This window comes from Sphaerisporangium siamense (assembly GCF_014205275.1).
GTDB classification, from domain to species: domain Bacteria; phylum Actinomycetota; class Actinomycetes; order Streptosporangiales; family Streptosporangiaceae; genus Sphaerisporangium; species Sphaerisporangium siamense.
On record NZ_JACHND010000001.1, the window covers coordinates 1,421,984 to 1,441,574 of the forward strand.

The 19,591-nt window shown below is 73.0% G+C and carries 17 protein-coding genes; 8 read left to right on the top strand and 9 right to left on the bottom strand.

The features are described from left to right. Positions 1-484 precede the first annotated feature (484 nt). A complete protein-coding gene (locus tag BJ982_RS06580; protein ID WP_184877545.1) occupies positions 485-1,543 on the top strand; it encodes a PP2C family protein-serine/threonine phosphatase in 1,059 nt (352 codons plus the stop codon). Between the two features lie 15 nt (positions 1,544-1,558). Here the strand turns inward: BJ982_RS06580 and BJ982_RS06585 are convergent, their stop codons facing one another. The 4 genes from BJ982_RS06585 to BJ982_RS06600 form a co-directional block, all read right to left on the bottom strand. Continuing rightward, positions 1,559-2,743 carry a site-2 protease family protein gene (locus tag BJ982_RS06585; RefSeq protein WP_184877546.1) on the bottom strand — a complete coding sequence of 395 codons (1,185 nt, stop codon included), beginning with the start codon at positions 2,741-2,743 and terminating at the stop codon, positions 1,559-1,561. Continuing rightward, on the bottom strand, positions 2,740-3,651 hold the full coding sequence (locus tag BJ982_RS06590) for a universal stress protein (protein ID WP_184877547.1): 912 nt from the start codon (positions 3,649-3,651) through the stop codon (positions 2,740-2,742). Before BJ982_RS06590 ends, BJ982_RS06585 begins: the two co-directional genes overlap by 4 nt. A gap of 54 nt (positions 3,652-3,705) precedes the next feature. Then, the gene (locus tag BJ982_RS06595; protein WP_184877548.1) at positions 3,706-4,287 is read right to left on the bottom strand and encodes an Rv1733c family protein; all 582 of its coding nucleotides are present in this window, start codon (positions 4,285-4,287) and stop codon (positions 3,706-3,708) included. A 355-nt stretch (positions 4,288-4,642) separates the two neighbouring features. After that, the gene (locus BJ982_RS06600; protein WP_239123458.1) at positions 4,643-6,133 is read right to left on the bottom strand and encodes a phenylacetate--CoA ligase family protein; all 1,491 of its coding nucleotides are present in this window, start codon (positions 6,131-6,133) and stop codon (positions 4,643-4,645) included. Between the two features lie 211 nt (positions 6,134-6,344). Between BJ982_RS06600 and BJ982_RS06605 the strand changes: the two genes are divergently transcribed. Beyond that, the gene (locus BJ982_RS06605) at positions 6,345-7,322 is read left to right on the top strand and encodes a hypothetical protein (RefSeq protein WP_184877549.1); all 978 of its coding nucleotides are present in this window, start codon (positions 6,345-6,347) and stop codon (positions 7,320-7,322) included. On the opposite strand, the gene BJ982_RS06610 is transcribed toward BJ982_RS06605, so the two are convergent. The 3 genes from BJ982_RS06610 to BJ982_RS06620 are packed head-to-tail and all read right to left on the bottom strand — an operon-like array spanning position 7,319 to position 11,091. Further along, positions 7,319-8,578: an APC family permease gene (locus tag BJ982_RS06610; protein WP_184877550.1), complete on the bottom strand. Its 1,260-nt coding sequence runs from the start codon at positions 8,576-8,578 to the stop codon at positions 7,319-7,321. The genes BJ982_RS06605 and BJ982_RS06610 overlap by 4 nt on opposite strands. Next, a complete protein-coding gene (locus BJ982_RS06615) occupies positions 8,575-9,207 on the bottom strand; it encodes a DedA family protein (protein WP_184877551.1) in 633 nt (210 codons plus the stop codon). Before BJ982_RS06615 ends, BJ982_RS06610 begins: the two co-directional genes overlap by 4 nt. 36 nt (positions 9,208-9,243) lie before the next feature. Beyond that, positions 9,244-11,091 carry a bifunctional copper resistance protein CopD/cytochrome c oxidase assembly protein gene (locus BJ982_RS06620; RefSeq protein WP_184877552.1) on the bottom strand — a complete coding sequence of 616 codons (1,848 nt, stop codon included), beginning with the start codon at positions 11,089-11,091 and terminating at the stop codon, positions 9,244-9,246. Positions 11,092-11,321: 230 nt separating this feature from the next. Here BJ982_RS06620 and BJ982_RS06625 point away from each other — a divergent pair, with 230 nt between their 5' ends. Beyond that, the gene (locus tag BJ982_RS06625) at positions 11,322-11,516 is read left to right on the top strand and encodes a CsbD family protein (protein WP_184877554.1); all 195 of its coding nucleotides are present in this window, start codon (positions 11,322-11,324) and stop codon (positions 11,514-11,516) included. A 111-nt stretch (positions 11,517-11,627) separates the two neighbouring features. Here BJ982_RS06625 and BJ982_RS06630 read toward each other — a convergent pair whose 3' ends face one another. Further along, entirely contained in the window at positions 11,628-12,371 is a 744-nt protein-coding gene (locus BJ982_RS06630; protein WP_184877556.1) for an RraA family protein, read from the bottom strand. Positions 12,372-12,922: 551 nt separating this feature from the next. Next, positions 12,923-13,390 carry a VOC family protein gene (locus BJ982_RS06635; RefSeq protein ID WP_184877557.1) on the bottom strand — a complete coding sequence of 156 codons (468 nt, stop codon included), beginning with the start codon at positions 13,388-13,390 and terminating at the stop codon, positions 12,923-12,925. A 216-nt stretch (positions 13,391-13,606) separates the two neighbouring features. On the opposite strand from BJ982_RS06635, the gene BJ982_RS06640 reads away from it, so the two are divergent. The 5 genes from BJ982_RS06640 to BJ982_RS06660 all read left to right on the top strand — a co-directional run bounded on the left by BJ982_RS06640 (position 13,607) and on the right by BJ982_RS06660 (position 19,538). Beyond that, a complete protein-coding gene (locus BJ982_RS06640; protein WP_184877559.1) occupies positions 13,607-13,999 on the top strand; it encodes a PPOX class F420-dependent oxidoreductase in 393 nt (130 codons plus the stop codon). A 173-nt stretch (positions 14,000-14,172) separates the two neighbouring features. Further along, complete coding sequence (locus BJ982_RS06645; protein WP_203959369.1) at positions 14,173-15,492, top strand: hemolysin family protein; 1,320 nt, start codon at positions 14,173-14,175, stop codon at positions 15,490-15,492. A 19-nt stretch (positions 15,493-15,511) separates the two neighbouring features. After that, the gene (locus BJ982_RS40290; RefSeq protein ID WP_184877561.1) at positions 15,512-16,537 is read left to right on the top strand and encodes a hemolysin family protein; all 1,026 of its coding nucleotides are present in this window, start codon (positions 15,512-15,514) and stop codon (positions 16,535-16,537) included. 127 nt (positions 16,538-16,664) lie between these two features. Beyond that, a complete protein-coding gene (locus BJ982_RS06655) occupies positions 16,665-17,966 on the top strand; it encodes an acyltransferase family protein (protein ID WP_184877563.1) in 1,302 nt (433 codons plus the stop codon). 144 nt (positions 17,967-18,110) lie between these two features. Further along, the gene (locus tag BJ982_RS06660) at positions 18,111-19,538 is read left to right on the top strand and encodes an LCP family protein (RefSeq protein WP_184877566.1); all 1,428 of its coding nucleotides are present in this window, start codon (positions 18,111-18,113) and stop codon (positions 19,536-19,538) included. Positions 19,539-19,591: the final 53 nt, after the last annotated feature.

Consider the following 19,591-nt stretch of genomic DNA (forward strand, 5'->3'; position numbering starts at 1 on the left):
GTCCTATATCGAATCAGTCCCAGTTGGCTGATCCGAGAGTAAGGTTCGATTCATGAGCCCTTCAGAGACCTCCCGGCGCGAATCGCGCTCGGGCAGGCTCGGTGCGGCTTTCGGACGCCCCCGGGCGTCCGGTTCGTTGGTCCTGTGAGGTCGTCGAGTGCTTGGTCACGTAGGCGCGAAATGGTGAGAATCATCCCTGGGTCATCGCGTTCACACGACGCATATGCGGACGGCGTCCGCGTGCCCGCCGCTCCCCATATCGGGCTTCCGCGACGTCCCTCCGGACGCCGTAACCGAAGCCGCGTCACTCATACCTGTGACCCTCACGTAAGGTCGCCACGCTGTTCGCCGATTCCCGGTCTTGTTACAGTGGCCGCGGAGCACCGGGAAGTCTGGTCGAAAATCGACCGAAATGACCTATCCCGCGGAGGCATCCTGTGACGGACGACGTCAGCCCCCGGAGCGTCACGGCCGCGGAGTGCCGATGACCCGGGAGAACCGCAGAACGCAGACGCTCATGGGCGCCCTGCCCTTCGCGTCGCTGGGCATCGTCGCCGCGGTCGACATCCTGACCGGGCCCGACCTCGGCTACCTCTCGCTGCTCGCCGTCGGCCCGGCGTTCGCGAGTCTCGTGGGCGGCGTGCGGCGCACCGTGCTGATCGGCGTCATCGCGCTGGTCACCTCGCTGCTGCTCGCCGTGTACAACGACCTGCTCGGCGACCGGCAGAGCACCATGAGCCTGGTCTCCATCACCGGCGTGACCGCCGCGAGCATCCTGGCCACGGTCGGACGCCAGCGGCGCGAACGCGAGCTCGCCACCGTGCGCTCGGTCGCCGAGGTCGCCCAGCGGGTGCTGCTCAGGCCCGTCCCGCGCCGGGCCGGCCACTTACGCGCGGCGGTGTCGTACACCTCGGCCAACGCCGAGGCCCGCATCGGCGGCGACCTGTACGAGGTCGTGACCGGCCCCGGCGGGGTGCGCGCCATCGTCGGCGACGTCCAGGGCAAGGGCCTGGAGGCGGTCGAGACCGCCGCGCTCGTGCTCGGCGCGTTCCGCGAGGCCGCGCACGACGAACCCGACCTGCGCGGCGTCAGCGGGCGGCTGGAGAAGGCGCTCAACCGGCGCCTGTCCGGCGAGGAGTTCGTCACCGCGATCCTCGTGGACGCCGACCCGGCCGGGAAGCTGACCCTGCTCAACTACGGGCACCCGCCGCCGCTGATCATCCACGCGGACGGCGAGATCACGCTGGCCGAGCCCGCGGAGAGCGCGCCGCCGCTGGGCCTCGCCGTCCTGGAGGTCGAGGGCCCGAACCCGCACCAGGTCGCGTTCGGGCCGGGGGACCAGGTCCTGCTCTACACCGACGGGGTGATCGAGGCGCGCGACCGCGCGGGACGGTTCTATCCCCTGGCCGAGCGGGCGTTCCTGCTGAAGGACGACGACCCTGAGGCCGCGCTCGAAGCGCTCAGGCTCGACCTGGTCCACCACGTCGACGCGCCCCTGCACGACGACGCGGCGATGCTGCTGCTGCGCTTCCGGGAAGGGTGACGCCCGGCCCGCCTCTCAGCCGCCGGGCCCGTCACGCAGGGCCTGGCCCGGCTGGTCGGGCCGCGGGCCGGTCCCGGCGGGGGCGCGCAGCGCGGCCTGCTGCAGCGCCCGGCCGAGGTCGGCGGTGGTGACCATGCCGACGATGCGCCCTCCCTCGACGACCACGGCCACCAGCTCCCCCGCGACCCGCGACGCCGACGGCTCCAGGATCCGCGTGGCGTCGTCGTCGGGAGAGAGCAGGTGGCCCGCGCTGAGGGGACGGGCCAGCGCGGAGACGCGCGTGTCGCGCCGCCGCGCGGCCGGAACCGCGGTCAGGGCCTGGAGCGGCAGCGCCCCGGTGACGGCGCCGCCGAACTCGACCACGGGGAACACGCTCTGGCGGGAGCGCAGCGCGGTGGAGTCCACGAAGCTCTCCACGTCCTGCCAGGCGGGGGCGACGTCCGGCGCGGGGGTCATCACGTCGCGGACGTGCCAGCCGCCGAGCCCCTCGTGCGCGGCCCTGATCATGCCCTCACCGCGGGCGGCGGTGATCAGGAACCAGCCGATCAGCATCATCCACAGCCCGCCGGTCCAGGCCATGAGGACGAGCTCCACCGCCCCGAGCGCGATGAGGCCGGCGCCGAGTCCCTGCCCGGCCCGGGAGGCCGCCAGGTCGGCGCGGGCCCGGTCGCGGCCGCGGTGCCACAGGAAGGCGTGCAGCACCCGCCCGCCGTCCAAGGGGGCGCCCGGCAGCATGTTGAAGACCGCCAGCACGGCGTTCATGAGCGCCAGCCAGCGCACCGCCGCCACGATCAGCGCCGGGCCGCTCACCGGCAGGACGCAGAGATAGAACACGACGGCGAGGACCAGGCTGACGAGCGGCCCCGCGACGGCGATCCTGAACTCGTCCTTCGGCGTCTTGGACTCCCCGGCGAACTCGGTGACCCCGCCGAGCAGCCACAGGGTGATCGAGGTGACCGGCACGCCCCTGCGCCGGGCGACGAGGGCGTGGGCCAGCTCGTGCGCGAGCAGCGAGCCCAGGAACAGGACGGCCGTGGCCGCGCCCACCGCCCAGTACCGCGCGGGCGGCCGGCCAGGGATCGCCTGGGGCAGCACCGTGCTCGCCAGCACTCCCCCGATCAAAATCATGATCAGCAGTGTGGACCAGTGCGCCCCCACGGGGATGCCCGCGACGCGGCCGAGGCGCACGCTCTGCTTCATGTGTCCCGCCCCTCCCATCGGGCGGCCTCCTCGGTGCCCGGGCCGCCGGGACGCACGCGGACGACCGCGACGGGGCAGCGCGCGTGGTGCAGCACGCCGTGGCTGACCGAGCCGAGCACGGCCGCGCGGAGGGCGCCCCGGCCCCGCGACCCGACGACGACCAGGTCGGCGGTGGCCGACGCCTCCGACAGCGCCTCCACCGGGTGCGCCCACGGCATCGACTCCGTCACCCGGAGCTGCGGGTACTTGTCCCGCCACGGCAGCAACTGCTCCTTGGCGGCCTTGCGCCCGAGGTCGTACAGCCGCTCCATGTGCGGGGTGTCGCTGGCCGGGATGGGCAGGAACGCGGTCTGCTCCCAGGCGTAGATCGCACGCAGGCGGCAGCCCCGGCGCGCGGCCTCCTCGAAGGCGTACCGCAGCGCGGGCTCGGACTCCGGCGACCCGTCGTGCCCGACGACGATCTCGCCGTGCTCGCGGGACTCCTCGTCGCACCTGACGACGATCACCGGGCAGTCGGCGCGCCCGGCGACGCCGATCGACACCGAGCCGAGCACCATCCCGAGGAACCCGCCGTGCCCCCGGGTGCCGACCACGAGGACCTCGGCCTCCTCGGCCTGGCGCAGCAGCTCGGTGCGCACGTCGCCCACCCGCGACACGGTCTCGACCTCCAGGCCCGGCACCTGGTCGCGCGCCTCGTCGGCGGCCTGGGCGAGCACGGCCCGGGACGCCTCCTCCAGCGAGTCCTGGAAGCCGGGCGGCGTGGCGAGCGGCTGGACGTACATCCACGGCTCGCTGATGTGGACGACGCGCAGCCCGGCGCCGCGCCGCCGCGCGTCCTCGGCGGCCCAGCGGGCGGCGACCACCGAGGGGGGCGAGCCGTCGACCCCTACGACAACGTGTCCGCTCATGGGTGCCTCCTCCCACGCGGGCCTACGGCCCCGTGGACCCCGCCGTCCGGCCGGTCACGGCTGCCTGGGACGCCGCCAGCGGTCGTGGACGGCCGTCCACTCCTTCTCCCACTCGACGTAGCGGCGGCGGTCCAGCATCCACCGCAGGAGGGCGAGGTTCAGGAAGAGCAACCCCCCGATCCCGGCGACGACGCCGAAGCCCGCCACGACGGCGTCGGCGACCGTCTGGGCGTGCGTGCGGGGGGCGGCGGTGGGAGTGCCGTGCGCGTCGACCCACAGCTCCAGCGACGATCCCGCCTTGGCGTGCGCGGGCACCGACACCACGCCCATGTGGACGCTGCCGTCGGGCATGTACCAGCGGGCCTTGGCCTTGACCCCGAGCACGGTTCCCTGGGACGAGACAGGGTTGGTGGCGGCGCCGTTCTCCAGCAGGACGGCGGTGACCTGCTGGCGGACCTCCGGGTCCACGCGCTCGGCCGTCAGCCCCCGCTGGTACACCACGCGGCCGGCCAGGAGGGCGGGCCACACGCTGGCGACCAGGACCAGCAGGGTGAGCAGGACCGCGACGGCCTCGATGCGGTCAGAGCGCCTGCGCAGCGGATTGTGGTCGAACCGATAACGGCGAACACACCTCATCGTCCACCTGGCCAAGGATCGCATAGTGCACCTCCCTGTCAGGGAATCTCCATCCAGCGTCGGGTACGGACGAGCGACCCGACAGGGTCTTACGACGCCTCGCGGCGGGACGTTCGGCCCTGCCCGCCACCTGCGCTTTCTCACGCATGGTGACCACCTAACCCCTAACGTACGACGCCGCGGGGGCCAGGGGTATACCGGCCCGCCGACGGCGCGCGCCGCGGGACCGCGGGCGCGCCGGCGGTGACGATCCGGTCGTGAACTGCCCACGACGCGGACCCGGAAGCGTCAAGGGAATCAAAACTCACCTCGCAGACCGTTTTTGTGCATTCCTCCGGGTTTCGCCAGGTTCGTGCTATGCGGGACGGGTGTAGCGGTGTTTGACGCCGGGCGGGAAGTACTCCGGGTCGCCGGTCTCGCGCAGCTCGACCACGGGGGTCTGGTGCTCCTGGGGCACGTAGTGGGCGAACTCGCTGTTGAGGCGGAGCAGCTCGGTCCGGATCGAGCCGGCGATCACCGGGACGAGCGCCGGGTCGGGCCGCACTCCGGGGGCCAGCTCGACCACGACCGACAGGCGGCGGTCGTGGCCGGCGTCCTCCTCGGCGCGCAGCACGAACTTGCCGGTGACCTTCTCGCCGATGTCGGCCCGCTCCAGGCCCACGGTGACGTTCTCGGGGTAGACGTTGGCCCCGAAGAACGAGACCGTGAACATCGACCGCCCGAAGACGTACACGAAGGGCAGCTCGGGGACGGTTTCGTCGGGCCCGTGCCCCACGGCGGGGTCGAAGCCGCGCGCGCGGCAGAACTCCAGCATCACGTCGAAGGGCACGACGCCGCCCTCGTCGGCGATGTGGTAGCGGATCAGCGGCACGCCGTTGTCGCCGGTGAAGAGCAGCGTGCCGTCCCGGACCTCGAAGTAGCGGCTCTCCGGGTCGTACTGCACGAGGGTCGGCAGGCGGGAGTCGCCGAACAGCTCGCGCGCGGCGTCGGGACGCCCGGCCAGGAACCGGCGGGCCCGGACGCTGAGCGGGGTCTCGGCGCCGAGCACGCCGGCGTCGGCGGTGCCGTAGAGGGACGCCGAGTCGTGGCAGGGGTCGGTCATGCCCGCCCGGCGCCCGACCAGGTCGCGCCACTGCTCGCTGAACACCTCGCCGGCGAGCACCAGCTTGACGTGGTGGGCGGGCCAGTCGATTCCCCGGGCGAGCCCCGCGTCCACGACGTTCTTGACGAAGGGGGGATAGCCGAGCAGCACCACCTGGTCGAAGTGCGGCCCGAGCTCACCGACGACCCGCAGGATCTCGCCGATGTCGTTGCCGGGGGTGGCCACGGTGATCGGGTAGCCCTTGGCGGCGAGGTGGCGGCAGCAGGCGGCGGTGTACATGCCGCCCACCCAGGTGCCGAGCGCGAAGCAGATGACGGCGAGGGTGGTGCGCTCGCCGGCGTGGAAGCCGTCGCGGAAGACCTGCTCGAAGCGGGCGGCGACGAGGCGCTCGTCGAGCACGGACCGCGGCCAGACGGTCGGCGCGCCCGAGGAGCCGGAGGAGACCGCGACCATGTCGCAGGCGTCCAGCCTGCCGTGCCGGCAGAGCCGGGGCAGAGGATGGCGCCGGTGGTAGGACTCCTTGTCGAGCAGGGGGACGCGCGCGAAGTCCCGCACCGTGCGGATCGCGGCGGGGTCCACCCCCTTCTCGCGCAGGAAGTCGGCGTACGCGGGGACGGTCGCGGCCACGTCGTGGAACAGGGCGAGCGCGGCCTCGGCGCCGCGGCCGGATGTGTCGGGCGGAGGGGTCTCGTAGAACTCCCGCAGCCCGGCCAGCACGCGGGCGGGACGATCTTCGTCGATCACGGCACGCTCCAGTCGTCGGGGACCGGGTCAAGCTTGGCAGGTTCCGCCGGTCAGGCGTCGAATCCGGGGCTCCGGATCCGTGACTCCCGTGACACAGGAGAGTCATGAAATGGTTGCGAATCTTGGGGGAATCTGTGAAGTTTCCGGACAGATCGTTGTCACAGCTGCTAAGAAGATGCGCGGCCGAAATGTAGAACAGAGAGGTTCGGTAATGGACCGCGACGGCACCCCGCGCCCGCACGAAGAGGAGCCTCTGAAGCAGACCGGTCCGTTGGGCGTCCCGTGGAACGGCGAGCCGGAGCCCCGGGCCGGAGATGTCCTGTCCGACGGCTGGAGCCCGGATCACGACCCCGCCCACGCCGGGGACGACACGCCGGAACACCCCCACCCCGGGCACGACCCCGACCACGCCGGGTTCGGCGTCGCCGGCCCCTACGGACCCGAGGAGCGGTCCCCGGACGGCGACCACGACCTCCGCGAGGGCGGCTTCGACGGGGCCGACGATTATGAGCGTCCGGAAGGCTACGCCCGTCCCGACGACGGCTGGGACGCCGACCGCACCCAGCACGACCCCGACGACGAGCCGCGCACCGGCTTCCTCGGATCCGGCTGGACCGGCGAGGACGACGCGGAAGAGGAGAAGAAGGGCCAGAACCGGCGGCTGATCCTCGCCATGGTCGCGATCGTGGTCCTCGCAGTCTCCGGCGGCTGGATCGTCTCGTCCTCGGTCGGCTCCCGTCCCGAGGCGGCCTGCGCGTCGCCGTCCGACTGCGCCCCCGCGGGCCAGCCCCTGCCGACCCTCAGCGACGGCACCACGCCCGCCCCGTCCTCCCTGGACCCCACGACGGAGCCGCCGGCCGAGGAGCCGAGCGCCACCCCGTCGCAGGCCTCGCCCGCGCCCGGCACGACGGCCCCGGCGGCGCGCACCACGGACGCGCCGACGCAGGACCAGCGGGACCCGACGACCCGGCCCACGCCGACCCACACGCGCGACCGCGCCCCCGACCCCCGCCCGAGGAGCACCGAGGACCCGCAGGTCCCCCGCCCCGACACCCCGGAGGACCCCGAGCCCACCGAGAAGCCGTCCCCGACGCCTCCGCCCACCACCGAGGCGCCCCAGCCCGCCCCGACCCCGACCAAGGAGAAGGAGAAGGAGCGCGGCGGCGGCCTGCTCGACTGGCTGTTCTAGCGCCGCAGCGCCCTGCGGACGCCCCACACGGCCAGGCCGGCGGCGAGCACCGCGCTCCCCGACACCACGGAGGCGGCCGGGAGGCTGAAGGCCAGCGCCAGGCAGCCCGCGATGCCCGCCGCGGGGACGACCCGCGGCGGACGGCGCTCGGCCGCGGTCAGCCGGAGGGCCGCGGCGTTGGCGATGGCGTAGTACACGAGCACGCCGAAGGACGAGAAGCCGATCGCGCCCCGCACGTCGGCGACCGCGGCGATCACGGTCACCACCAGGCCGGCCGCGGTCTGGGCGCGGTGCGGCACGCCGGTGCGCGGGTGGACGGCGTCGAGCGCGCGGGGCAGGTGGCCGTCCCTGGCCATCGCGAGCACCATGCGCGACACGCCGAGCAGCAGCGCGAGCAGGGACCCGAGCGCCGCCGTCGCCGCGCCCACCGTGACCAGCGGCACCAGCGGCGCGGCTCCGGCGGCGCGCACCGCGTCGGCGACGGGCGCCGCGGCGCGCGCCAGCCGGTCGGGGCCGAGCGCGGCGAGCAGGGCGACGGCCACGGCGGCGTAGGTGAGCAGCGCGATCCCGAGGGCGATCGGCACGGCGCGCGGGATGGTCCTGGCCGGGTCGCGCACCTCCTCGCCGAGCGTGGTGATCCTGGCGTACCCGGCGAAGGCGAAGAACAGTAGCGCGGCCGCCTGCGGGACGCCGCCCGCCGCCGCGGCGAGCGGTTCCGGCCACGCGAGGCCGGCACGGGCGCCGGCGAGGCAGGCCGCGACCGCCACGGCCAGCACGACGAGCACGACGGCGACGATCAGGCGGGTCGCCCAGGCGGCCTTGCGCACGCCCGCGTCGTTCAGCGCGGTCAGCGCGACGACGGCGGCCACCGCGATCAGGTGCTCGTGCCCCGGCCAGACGTAGGCGCCGACGATGAGCGCCATCGCGGCGCAGCTCGCGGTCTTGCCCGTGACGAACCCCCACCCGGCCAGGTAGCCCCACACCTCGCCGAGCCGCTCGCGGCCGTACACGTAGGTGCCGCCGGAGAGCGGGTGGCGCGCCGCCAGCCGGGCCGAGCAGGTGGCGTTGCAGTACGCGACCAGGGCGGCGAGGCCGAGCGCGGGTAACAGCGCGGTGCCCGCGGCGGCCGCGGCCGGGGCGAAGGCGGCGAACACCCCGGCGCCGATCATGGACCCGAGGCCGATCACGACGGCGTCCCCGAGGCCGAGCCGCCGGGCGAGCCCCGCCGGAGGCGGCGTGGCACCGGCCTCGGTCATGAGGGATCCTTGCGGCGGCGGCGCCGCAGCAGATGGCGGACGATCAGCGCCACGACCAGGAGCGCGACGGCGATCAGGATGTAGGTCTCGTACCGGGTGAACTCCTCGTAGATCTCGGTGATGTGGAAGCCCGCCAGGTAGCCGGCGGTGGTCCACGTCGCGACCCACAGCACCGCGCCGATGATGTTGAAGATCAGGAAGCGGCGCCACGGCATGCACGTCGCGCCGGCCACCAGGCCGTTGGCCTGGCGCAGCCCGTCGATGAAGCGGGCGACGACGATGATCGGAGCGCCCCTGCGCCGGAAGAAGGCCTCGACCCTGTCGAAGCGCTCGGGGGGCAGGAGGATGTACTTGCCGAAGCGCTGCACCAGCGCGCGCCCGCCGGTGCGCCCGATCAGGTACCCGAGGTTGTCCCCGAGGACGGCGGCGGCGAACGCGACGGCGCCCACGGCCACGACGTCGAGACGCCCGGTGCCGGCGTAGACGGCGGCGGCGATCAGCACGGTCTCGCCCGGGACGGGGATGCCGAAGTCCTCGACGAAGATCAGCGCACCGACGGCCAGGTAACCGTAGCGATCCAGCAGCGGGGCCAGGTCGGCCAGCGGGCCCGGCAGCGGTGACGGCGCCATACCGTCACTCTATGCGATCATGCCGTTCCGGCCCGCTCACGGCCGCGTGGCGGCGGCGGGCTCCTCGGCGGCGACGCGACGCGCGGCGCCGCGCCTGCGGGCCGCCAGCACGACCAGCAGCGCCGCGATCGTCACCGCGGCCACGCCCGGCCCGAGGGCGGCGCCGCGGAGCTGGTCGGCCGCGCGGTCGGGCGCCCAGGGCAGCGCCAGGTCGTCGTACCAGTCGCGGCCCTGGACGGGGCCCGCGAGGAACACGACGGCCATCCACGCCTGCACGGCCAGGGCGCCGGCCAGCATGAGCATGCGCTGCAGCGGTCCGATCGCGCGCGGCAGCGGGTCCAGGCCGAGGGCGACGCAGAAGAACCACGTGCCCGTCGTGAACAGGACGACCCAGACGGCCAGGCGCACGGCGAGGCTCTCCTGCGCGGGCTCGAACAGCCCAGCGGCGTAGAAGATCAGGTAGGGGGCGGCGTACAGGCCGAACGCGGCCCACGGGTGGGTCAGTGCCCGGGCCCGGGGGCCCTCGGCGGCGGCGCGCAGCGGCGTCCACACCTCGCGCAGCGGGACGAGCGGCGCGGACAGCGCGATCAGGGCGGGCGCCAGCGTGCCGACGAGGGCGTACTGCAGGGCGTGCACGGAGAAGATCGCCGGGCCGTACGCGGCGATGCCGCCCGCCGTCGCGTACAGCAGGACGGCCAGGCCCGCCAGTGCCGCCACCGCGCGGCCGGCCGGCCAGGAGCCGCCGGCCCAGCGGCGCGCGCCGAGGACGTAGGCTACGGCCAGGCCGGCGACGGCGAGGATCACGATGGGGTCGGGGCGGATCTCGGTGATCAGACGGCCCAGGGTGAAGGGCCGCAGCGTGTAGCCGAGCAGTTCGTGGGAGGAGTGCGCCGAGCCGGCGTCCGGCGGCGGCGTGCGGGACAGGGCCACCGCGAGGCCGAGCGTGCACGCCATCACGCCGACCTCCGCGGTCGCCAGGCGCAGGAACGGCCGCGACGTCGTGCCCGCCTCCAGGGCGACGATCGTGCGGCGGCGGTGGCGCAGCCCGAACCAGCCGAGCGCGGCGAGCGCGGCGAGCTTGCCGAGGACCAGGAGGCCGTAGCGGGACTGCCAGAGCTCGCCCAGGTCGCCGATGCGGATCCACGCGTTGACCGCGCCGGAGAAGCCGACCGCGACGAAGGCGCACAGGGCGAGCGCGCTGAACCTGCCCACGGCGGCGGGCAGGTCGTCGGACCGGCGCAGCGCGATGACGAGCGCGAACAGGCCGCCCACCCACAGCGTGACGCCGGCGATGTGCAGCATCAGGCTGGAGACGGCGAGGTTGTGGTCCGCGGCCGAGGCCGAGTGGCCGACGTAGGCAGGGGGCAGGACGGCGAAGACGGCGAGCGCGAGCAGCAGGGCCCGGCCTGCGGGGCCGAGCGTGAGCGTGGTGGCCGCGGCGATGACCAGGGTGATCAGCGTGACGATCAGGAACGCCTCGCCCTGCGGCACCTCGGTGCTGAAGTTGATCAGGAATCCCGACTCCAGCGCCTCGCCGACGGGCAGCCCGAGCAGATCGGAGAGGGTGAGGACCTGCGTGACCACCGCCGTGGCGGCCCAGGCGAGCGCCCACTGGCCGGCGAGGCGGGTGAGGTGCCGCCGGGTGTCGGCCCCGTTGGCGAGTGCGACGGCGGCGAGCAGCAGCCCGATGGTCGCCACGGCGCAGGCGTCGTGGACGACGCGCACGATCGGCAGACCGAAGGAGGTGACCGGCCCCGGGGAGGGGAGGCCGGGGATCTCCGGCTGTGGCCAGCCGCCGCCGAGCCACAGGGCCGCCAGGAGCACGGCGAACGTGCCGGCGGCGATGAGCGCGTACACGGCCGGGCGCCGTAGGAGTGTGCTCATGCGCTCCTGACTTCCTCGCTTCGGGGGCCGAACCCACGATGTCATCGTGTGATCAAGTATCACCGCATCCGGGCTCCGCGGCGAGACTTTCAGGGGTTCACAGCGTCACAAGGGCTTTTATCGCTCCATGTCATGACTTGGGAGAGTGCGGGAGCTGGTAGGGCGTTTATTGCCTCGTACACCGGACAGTCAACGAAGGGGATGGACCCATACACCGAAGGGGGCACGTCATGGGGAGCGACGACAAGGTGGCCAACAAGGCCGAGCAGCTCAAGGGCAAGACCAAGAAGGGGCTCGGCGACCTCACCGGCGACGACGAGCTGCGCGCCCAGGGGGAGGCCGACGAGGCCAGGGGCAAGGTCAAGCAGGCCGGCGAGCGCGTGAAGGACGCCGCCAAGAACGTCAAGGACGCGTTCAAGCGCTGATCTCGACCCACCGCGGCGGAGGAGGCCCCGTGACCGGGGACCCTCCGCCGCCGCCGTGCCGGAGCCCGACCGGCACGGCGCGGACGGACCTTCGACAGAGCTCAGTAGACCTCAGTAACGGCGCAGCTCGCCGACCACGCCTCCATAGTCCCCGTGTCCCCGGTAGGCCGGGTGCCCCCCGTAGGGGCCGTAGCCTCCGCCGTCCCGCGCCCGCGCGTCGTCCAGGGCGTGGCCGTCGCGCAGCGTGCGGACCACGTCCTCCTTGTACCGGTTGGCCTCGGCCAGCGAGGCGCCGTCGCGCAGGGCCCTGACCACGTCCTCCTCGGCGTCCGCGTACATGTAGGAGTCGGGGAAGACGTCCGTGGAGGGCAGCGCGACCACGCCGGACCCGTCCATGACGATGGACGTGGTCTCGTCCACGACCACCCCGGCGATCTCCACCGGACCGCCGACGCAGGCCACGTGCACGTCGGGCCCGGGCCCGGCCGTGGCCTCGTAGAGCGCCCAGACGGGCAGGCCGAGGTCGCGGAAGGCGTTCACGTCCCGGACGCCGCCCTCCACCAGGAGGCCCGTCGCGCCGCGGGCGAGCGCGGCGCGGGTCAGGATCTCTCCCCACACCGCTCCGGCCGCCGCCTCCGCGCCGGCGACCACGATCACCCGGTCCTCCAGGTCCTCGTCCATCATGCGGTGCAGAGGGTCCAGCCCGTCGGCGCCGGGCCCCGGCGCCAGTCGTACGGTGCGGGCCCTGCCCAGCAGGCCGAGCGATCGGTGTATGGGACGCAGCGGCGGGCTGAGCCACCCGGTGAGCCCTCGCAGTTGGAGTACGTCCGCGATCGCGGTGGTAGGCGGAACCACGGTATCGATCACCTCTTGTAAAGAGATTTTCAGATCTCGCCGTCCGGAGGCGGCGAAGGGTTGTCAGGACGACACGTCGTCGATCTCAGCGATCCCGGCCTGGAGCGGGGCGTGCCCGGTTCGCGACCGGTCCGTGACGGGCCGGCCGCGGTGGAACGGCGCGGCCCAGCGCATCCGGCTCGCCTGCCCCCACGGCGATGATGTGATGCACGGCGCTTCCTCTCCCCGGCCACGGGAACGGCGGTTCCGGTGGCGTGCGAAGGACCTGACCCTCTTTTCGTGCCCTGTGCCGCTCGAATGATCGGGCAATCACCTGCCCGTTCATTCACAATAACCGGCTTTTCTCACGGACAAGAGTCCCGCATCAGACTAAGTAGACGGTAGAGCCGATGTGCGGGAAAGGGTGGCGGTTTCATTACGGAGATGCGGGAAGACGGTTTCGTCTACGTCGCCCCTGGCCCCGCGAACGGCCCCCGGCGGCGAAAGCGCTGGTCGGGACCGGTCCAGGTGAAGCGGTTCACGGGATGTGCGCGAACCGATACTCGCCCGGGTCAGCCTCCGTCGCCACCCGTCCCCCAGAGCGAGCGGACCTCCTCGAAGACCTTCTGATCATGGGAGATCTCGACGACGTTCCCGTCGGGGTCGGTCAGCGCGCACACGTAGCCGACCGGAGGCGGCAGGAGCCGCGGCTCCCAGTGGAGGCACCCGAGCGCGCGCGCCCGGGCGGCGATCGCGTCCACGTCCTCGCGGCGCGGCACCTCCATGCCGAGGTGCGCGAACGGCGTGAGCTGCGGGCTCGGCCGCCCCTTGTCCTTGGCGAACTCCACCAGCACCAGCACGAACGGCGTCTCCGCCTGGCCGGGGTTGGAGAGCCACGCGTTGCGTCCCTGCTCGTCGCTGTGGGTCGAGACCACCACGAGCGGGGTCATGGCCGTGTAGAACTCGACGGACGCGTCGAGGTCGGCGCTCGGCAGCGCGACGTGCGTCCAGCGCGCCTCGGTGAGCCTCTCTCCCGCCATGGCGCCTCCTCCCGGTCCGTGGACCGGTCCCCGAGCTTTCCCCTCCGAAACCCCGCCCATTCGAGCTCTTTTGTCGGCAAGGTCGTTCATCCCGCTAAGCGATTCAGCGTTTCGAGGAATCGTGCCCGCCCATTCACATGTGAACCGCGGCGCGGAATGATCCGCGGCCTCCCGGCGTTCCGGGCTCGCGGAACCTCCGTAGATCAGGAGAGATCGATGAGCAAGCTGAACGACGACGCCAAGGCCCTGCTCCGCAGGCCGGTGCACGCGTGGGTGACCGTGGCGGGGCCCGACGGGGCGCTGCACAGCACCGTGGTCTGGGTGGACCTGGACGGTGACGAGGTCATCTTCAACACCGCCGTGGGGCGGGTCAAGGAGCGCTACCTGCGCGAGAACCCCCGCGTCGCCATCGGCGTCCTCGACCCGGACGACGCGCACCACCTGGTCAGCGTCTCGGGCACGGCCCGGCTGGACCTGGAGGGGGCGGACGAGGTCATCGATCGCCTGGCCAAGAAGTACCTGAACGCCGACGCCTACCCCTTCCGGCAGCCGGGTGAGCAGCGGATCAACGTGCGGATCACCCCGGACCACGTGATCCACAACGGCTGACGACCGGCACGGCGCCCGCCCCGGTCCGCTTCTGCGGCGGGGCCCGGGCGCCGGGGTCGCTCGCGAGAGGACGTCCAGCAGTACGCCCGTTCCGATACGGTTTCCGCGGATAACTGCATCTGTCGCATGGTCTCGTCTCCTGGACGGGCTTCGCGGGAGGCGGCACCGTGATCGTGGAACTGCTCTTTCTGCTGGGCGCGCTGACCCTCGTCATCGCGAACGGCCTCTTCGTGGCGGCCGAGTTCTCGCTGGTCACCGTGGAGCGCGGCGAGGTGCGCCGCCTCGCCGGCGCGGGCGACCGCGGCGCGCAGGGCGTCCAGGCGGCGATCCGGCGGCTGTCCTTCCAGCTCTCGGGCGCGCAGCTCGGCATCACGATCACCTCGCTGCTGCTCGGCGTCACCGCCGAACCCGCCATCGCCGGGCTGCTGCGGCCCGCGCTCGGCGCCGTCCCCGGCCTGCGCGGCCCCGCGGCCGGCAGCGTCGCCGCGCTGCTGGGGCTGCTGATCGCCACGGTCGGCCAGATGGTGCTCGGCGAGCTGGTCCCCAAGAACGCCGCCCTGTCGCGCCCGATGATGGTCGCCCGGCTGGCCACGCCTCCCCAGCGCGCCTTCTCCGCCGTGTTCGCCCCGCTGATCAAGGCGTGCAACGCCACCGCCGACGCGATCGTGCGGGCGTTCGGCGCCGAGCCGCAGGACGAGCTGGCCTCGGCGCGCTCGCCGGACGAGCTCAGCCTGCTGATGAGCCTGTCCGCCCAGGCCGGCGCCCTTCCCGGCGGGACCGCCGCCATGCTGCGCCGCGCGCTGCGGTTCGGCGACCGGACGGCGGCCGAGGCGATGACCCCGCGCACCGACTGCGTGACCGTGACCGGCGGCGCCGCCGTCGCCGAGTTCCTGACCATCGCCCGGCGGGAGCGCCACCTGCGGCTGCCCGTCTCCGGCGGCGACCTCGACGACATCGTCGGCGTGGCCTCGGTGGCCGGGGCCTTCGCCGTCCCCGCGGACCGGCGCGCGAGCACGCCGGTCGCGGCGATCGGGCACCCGCCCGTCCTCGTCCCCGGGTCCCTGGACCTGGCCACGGTGCTGGAGCGCCTGTTCGCGGCCGGGCAGGAGATGGCCGTCGTGGTCGACGAGTACGGGGGCTTCGCCGGGATCGTCACGGTGGAGGATCTGGCCGAGGAGCTGATCGGCGACATCGCCGACGAGTACGACCTGCCCGAGGAGGGCTCGGCCGAGCCGGCGTCCGCGCTGCTGGCGCCGGGGGCGTCGGTCGCCGTGCCCGCCGGGCTGCGCGCCCACGAGGTCGAGGAGCGCACCGGCTTCCAGATGCCCGAGGGGCCCTACGAGACGCTCGCCGGGCTCCTGATCAGCAGGCTCGGCCGCCTCCCTGAGGCGGGCGACGGGGTGACCGTGCACGGGTGGGGGCTGCGGGCCGACGTCGTGCGGCGACGCAGGATCGAGCGCATCACGCTCACCGCGCCGGGCGGGGAGTCATGACCACCCCCGGAGGCGGCCGGTGAGCCTTGTGGAGGCGCTCCTCATCGTGGCCCTGCTGGGGGTGAACGGTTTCTTCGTCGGCGCGGAGTTCGCGCTGATCTCCGCGCGGCGCACGCAGATCGAACCTCTGGCGAGGGGCGGCTCGCGGCGGGCGCGCGCCGTGCTCGGCGCGATGGACGACGTGCCGCTCATGCTCGCCGCCGCGCAGCTCGGCGTGACGCTGGCCTCGCTCGCCCTCGGCGCCGTGGGGGAGCCGGTGCTGGCCCACGCGCTGGAACCGCTGTTCGCCGCCCTCGGCGTCCCGGGAAGCCTGGTGCACCCGGCCGCCTTCGCGCTGGCCCTGCTGGTGGTCGTCTCCGCGCACGTGATCATCGGTGAGATGGTGCCGAAGAACCTCGCCCTGTCCGGGCCGGACGAGGCGGCCCTGTGGCTGGTGCCCACCCTGCGCATGGTCGCCCGCACCCTGCGGCCCGTGCTGGTGGCCATCAACGCGATCTCCGTGGCGGTGCTGCGGGCGCTGAAGATCCCGCCGACCGAGGAGGTCCGCTCGGTCTTCACCTCCGACGAGATGCCGGCCGTCATCCTGGAGTCGCGCCGGCACCTGCTGCTCGACCAGGACGAGTACGACCGCATGATCGCCACGCTGGCGCTGCGCGCGCGGCCGGTGACCTCGGTCATGGTGCCCGTGGCGGACGCCGTCACCGTGCCCGCGACCACGACCGCCGCCGACCTGCAGGAGTACGCGGGGCGGCACGGCCACTCGCGCTTCCCGGTGCGCGGGAACGAGCCGGGCCGGCTGTCGGGGTACCTGCACGTGCTGGACGCGCTGAACGGGTACGCGCCGGACCAGCCTCTGCCTGCCCGCCCGCTGCCGGTCGTCCACCGCGAGACCTCGCTGGCCGACGTCCTGGCGACGATGCGCAAGCGGCGGGCGCAGCTCGCGGCGGTCGGGGACGACGGCGGGGCCGTGATCGGGGTCGTCACGCTGCAGGACGTGCTCACCGGCCTGCTGCGGCACGCCGATCCGGAGACCACTCCGGGATAGCCGTCCGTAACCTCGGATTAAGGCGTGATTTATGCCCTTATGCGGCTATTCCCACTTTTCATCGTGTTTGACCCAGTAAGGTGAGCCGGTGGTTAGGGAAGCGGACATCCGGGGTAGCGCGGTCCAAATGCCCGTCGACGGTCGCATCGAAACCTCCGCACCATCCGTTGACCCCGCCTCCTCGTCACCGTCCGCCCCGCCGATCCCCCGCCAGGCGTGGCTGGACGCGCTGCGCGGGCTCGCGGCGCTCGTGGTCGTGTTCGAGCACTCGCTGGACGCCCTGCTGCCGGAGGTCCGCGGCACCGTCAGCCCGTGGTTCGACTTCGGCCAGTACGGGGTGCTGCTCTTCTTCCTGATCAGCGGATACGTCGTCCCGGTCTCCCTGGAGCGGCGCGCCAGCGTCCGCGGCTTCTGGATCACCAGGTTCTTCCGCATCTACCCCTTGTGGGCGGTGGCGGCGGCCGTCGGCACCGCGTTCGCCGTCGCGGGCGTGTGGAACGTCATCCCCGGGCAGACGGCCGAGCGGCCGTGGACGGCGCTGCTGGCCCACCTCACCATGCTCCAGGACCTGCTCCAGGTGCCGAGCGTGGTCAACGTCTTCTGGACCCTCTCCTACGAGATGGCGTTCTACCTGCTCGTCACCGCGATGTTCGTGCTCGGCTCGCGCGGCGCGGGCGCGGGCACGTCCCTGTCGTTCGCGGCGTGCGGGCTCCTCGCCGGCCTGCTGATCCCCGCCGGCTGGCTGACCAGGAACCTCGGGATGGCCGTGGTGGGCGTGGCGACGGTCGCCCTGCTCGGGGGCATCGCCGCCGTCGTCAGCGCCGACCGGAACGTGCGGACGCGCGGCGCGGTCGTCATCGCCGCCCTCGCGCTCGTGCTGCTGACCTTCAACAGCAGGGTCGGCGCCTGGCAGAGCCTGGTCATCCTCGCCACCATGTTCGCCGGGACGGCCGTCTACCGCCTCCAGCACGCCGAGCCCGCCGCGCGCACGCGCTGGATGCTCGCGCTGGTGCCCGTCGTCTCGGTCGCCGCCGCCGTGCTGCTCGGGCCGGGCTGGGGCATGTCGGAGAGCGCCGAGCAGGCGTTCAAGTGGAGCTGGTCGGCGGCCCTGATCGGCGCCTGGCTGACGTTCGCCGCCGGGCTCGCGCTGCGCCACCGCGCGCTCTCGCCGGTGCTGGTCTGGCTCGGGCTGGTGAGCTACTCCATCTACCTGCTGCACCCGCTGGTCCTGCAGGTGGTCCGGCGGCTGACCATGGACCCCTCGCAGATCTCGCTGCCGGCCCGGCTGGCGTGGGAGGCGGCGTTCTTCGCGGTCGTCCTCGGGTGCGCGGCGCTCGGCCATCGTTTCGTCGAGAGACCGGCCCAGCGCGTGGGGCGCCGTCTCGCCCGCGCGGTGCCGCGGGAGGCGACGCTTCACCTGGAAAAATGACGATTTCCTGCGAATACTGCGACACCGGGCCACAAATATCAGGGTGCTCGCTAGACTGGCCTGCGGCTTGCCGGGCACGAGGATCCGGCGCCTGGAGTCGGCGCGTGGCCTCGGGCCACCAGCCCTGGCCATTCCGTGGGGACAATGAACGGCGGGCTTGTCGATGTACGCCCTGTCCAGCCCGCAGGCGACCCGGCCACCGGTCGCCGCAAGCGGTGGTGGACCTCATGGCTCTGGTGCCTGGTCGCGGCCGTGGCGGGGGTCGCCGTGGCGGCGAGCGCCACGCTCATCGGCGCCTACACCAAGCTGAGCGGCAACATCAAGCACGTCACGGTCGACGCCAACGACCTCGGCACGCGCCCGGCCAAGGTGAGCAAGGCCCTGAACATCCTGATGGTCGGGTCCGACACGCGGGCGGGCGCCAACATCAAGTACGGCCACCGCGAGTACGGCGAGCGCACCGACACGATCATCCTCGCACACATCTCGCCCAGCCGGGACAACGCTCTCCTCATCAGCTTCCCGCGTGACTCACTGGTGCAACTTCCCACGTGCCCGGCCAAGAACGGCCTCACCGGACAGCGTGCGCACGTCGGGATGATCAACGAGTCGTTCAACTTCGGCGGCATCGGCTGCACCTGGAAGACGATCGAATCCCTCACGGGCATCCGCATCGACCACTTCGTCAAGGTCGACTTCACCGGCTTCAAGAGCATGGTGAACGCCCTCGGCGGGGTCGAGGTCTGTGTGCCGAAGCCCATCGACGACACCAAGGCCCTGCTCCACCTGCCCGCGGGCCGGCAGACGCTCAAGGGCGAGCAGGCCCTCGGCTACGTCCGCGTGCGCTACGCCATCGGGGACGGCTCCGACATCGGCCGCATCCAGCGGCAGCAGATGTTCCTCGCCTCCATGATCAAGAAGGCGATGAGCGGCGCCACGCTCACCGACCCGGCCAAGCTGTTCGGCTTCCTGGACGCGGCCACCAAGTCGGTCACGACCGACCCCCAGCTGACGCTCGGCGTCATGAAGGACCTGGCCACCAGCGCCCAGGGCCTCGCCGCCGGCGACATCCACTTCATCACCACGCCGTGGCGCTACTCGCTCACCCAGCCGGGGCGGGTCGAGTGGGTGCAGCCGCAGGCCAGGCAGCTCTTCCGGCTTGTCGCCACCGACACCAAGGTCAAGGGGTCGGCCATCAAGACCGGCCGCGAGGCCAAGGTGCCCAAGGCCAAGATCGAGATCTCGGTCCAGAACGGCACCGCCCGCGCCGGCCTCGGCGCGCAGGTCGCCGCCGCGCTGGAGCAGCGCGGGTACAACGTGGTCAAGGTCGGCGACGCGAAGGTCAAGCCGTACCCGAAGACCACGATCAAGTACGCGGCCGACGGGCGCTCACGCGTCCCGACCCTCGCCGGGGACCTCGTCCTCGCGCGCAACGCCATGGTCGGTGACGTCACGACGACGCGGCTGGTCCTGGTGATCGGCGCGGACTGGAAGGGTCTCAAGCCCGCCCCGGTCTCCGACGAGGAGCTCAAGGGCATCGACGCCACCCAGGACTCCTGCTCCGACACCTGAGCCCTTCCCCGCCGCCGACGCCGGCTTCACCCGTTCTGATCCGCCACGGCCGG

Coding starts and splice junctions, on each gene's coding strand:
- BJ982_RS06580 (WP_184877545.1), top strand. CDS start 485: ATGACCCGGGAGAACCGCAGAACGCAGACGCTCATGGGCGCCCTGCCC.
- BJ982_RS06585 (WP_184877546.1), bottom strand. CDS start 2,743: ATGAAGCAGAGCGTGCGCCTCGGCCGCGTCGCGGGCATCCCCGTGGGG.
- BJ982_RS06590 (WP_184877547.1), bottom strand. CDS start 3,651: ATGAGCGGACACGTTGTCGTAGGGGTCGACGGCTCGCCCCCCTCGGTG.
- BJ982_RS06595 (WP_184877548.1), bottom strand. CDS start 4,287: ATGAGGTGTGTTCGCCGTTATCGGTTCGACCACAATCCGCTGCGCAGG.
- BJ982_RS06605 (WP_184877549.1), top strand. CDS start 6,345: ATGGACCGCGACGGCACCCCGCGCCCGCACGAAGAGGAGCCTCTGAAG.
- BJ982_RS06610 (WP_184877550.1), bottom strand. CDS start 8,578: ATGACCGAGGCCGGTGCCACGCCGCCTCCGGCGGGGCTCGCCCGGCGG.
- BJ982_RS06615 (WP_184877551.1), bottom strand. CDS start 9,207: ATGGCGCCGTCACCGCTGCCGGGCCCGCTGGCCGACCTGGCCCCGCTG.
- BJ982_RS06620 (WP_184877552.1), bottom strand. CDS start 11,091: ATGAGCACACTCCTACGGCGCCCGGCCGTGTACGCGCTCATCGCCGCC.
- BJ982_RS06625 (WP_184877554.1), top strand. CDS start 11,322: ATGGGGAGCGACGACAAGGTGGCCAACAAGGCCGAGCAGCTCAAGGGC.
- BJ982_RS06635 (WP_184877557.1), bottom strand. CDS start 13,390: ATGGCGGGAGAGAGGCTCACCGAGGCGCGCTGGACGCACGTCGCGCTG.
- BJ982_RS06640 (WP_184877559.1), top strand. CDS start 13,607: ATGAGCAAGCTGAACGACGACGCCAAGGCCCTGCTCCGCAGGCCGGTG.
- BJ982_RS06655 (WP_184877563.1), top strand. CDS start 16,665: ATGCCCGTCGACGGTCGCATCGAAACCTCCGCACCATCCGTTGACCCC.
- BJ982_RS06660 (WP_184877566.1), top strand. CDS start 18,111: ATGAACGGCGGGCTTGTCGATGTACGCCCTGTCCAGCCCGCAGGCGAC.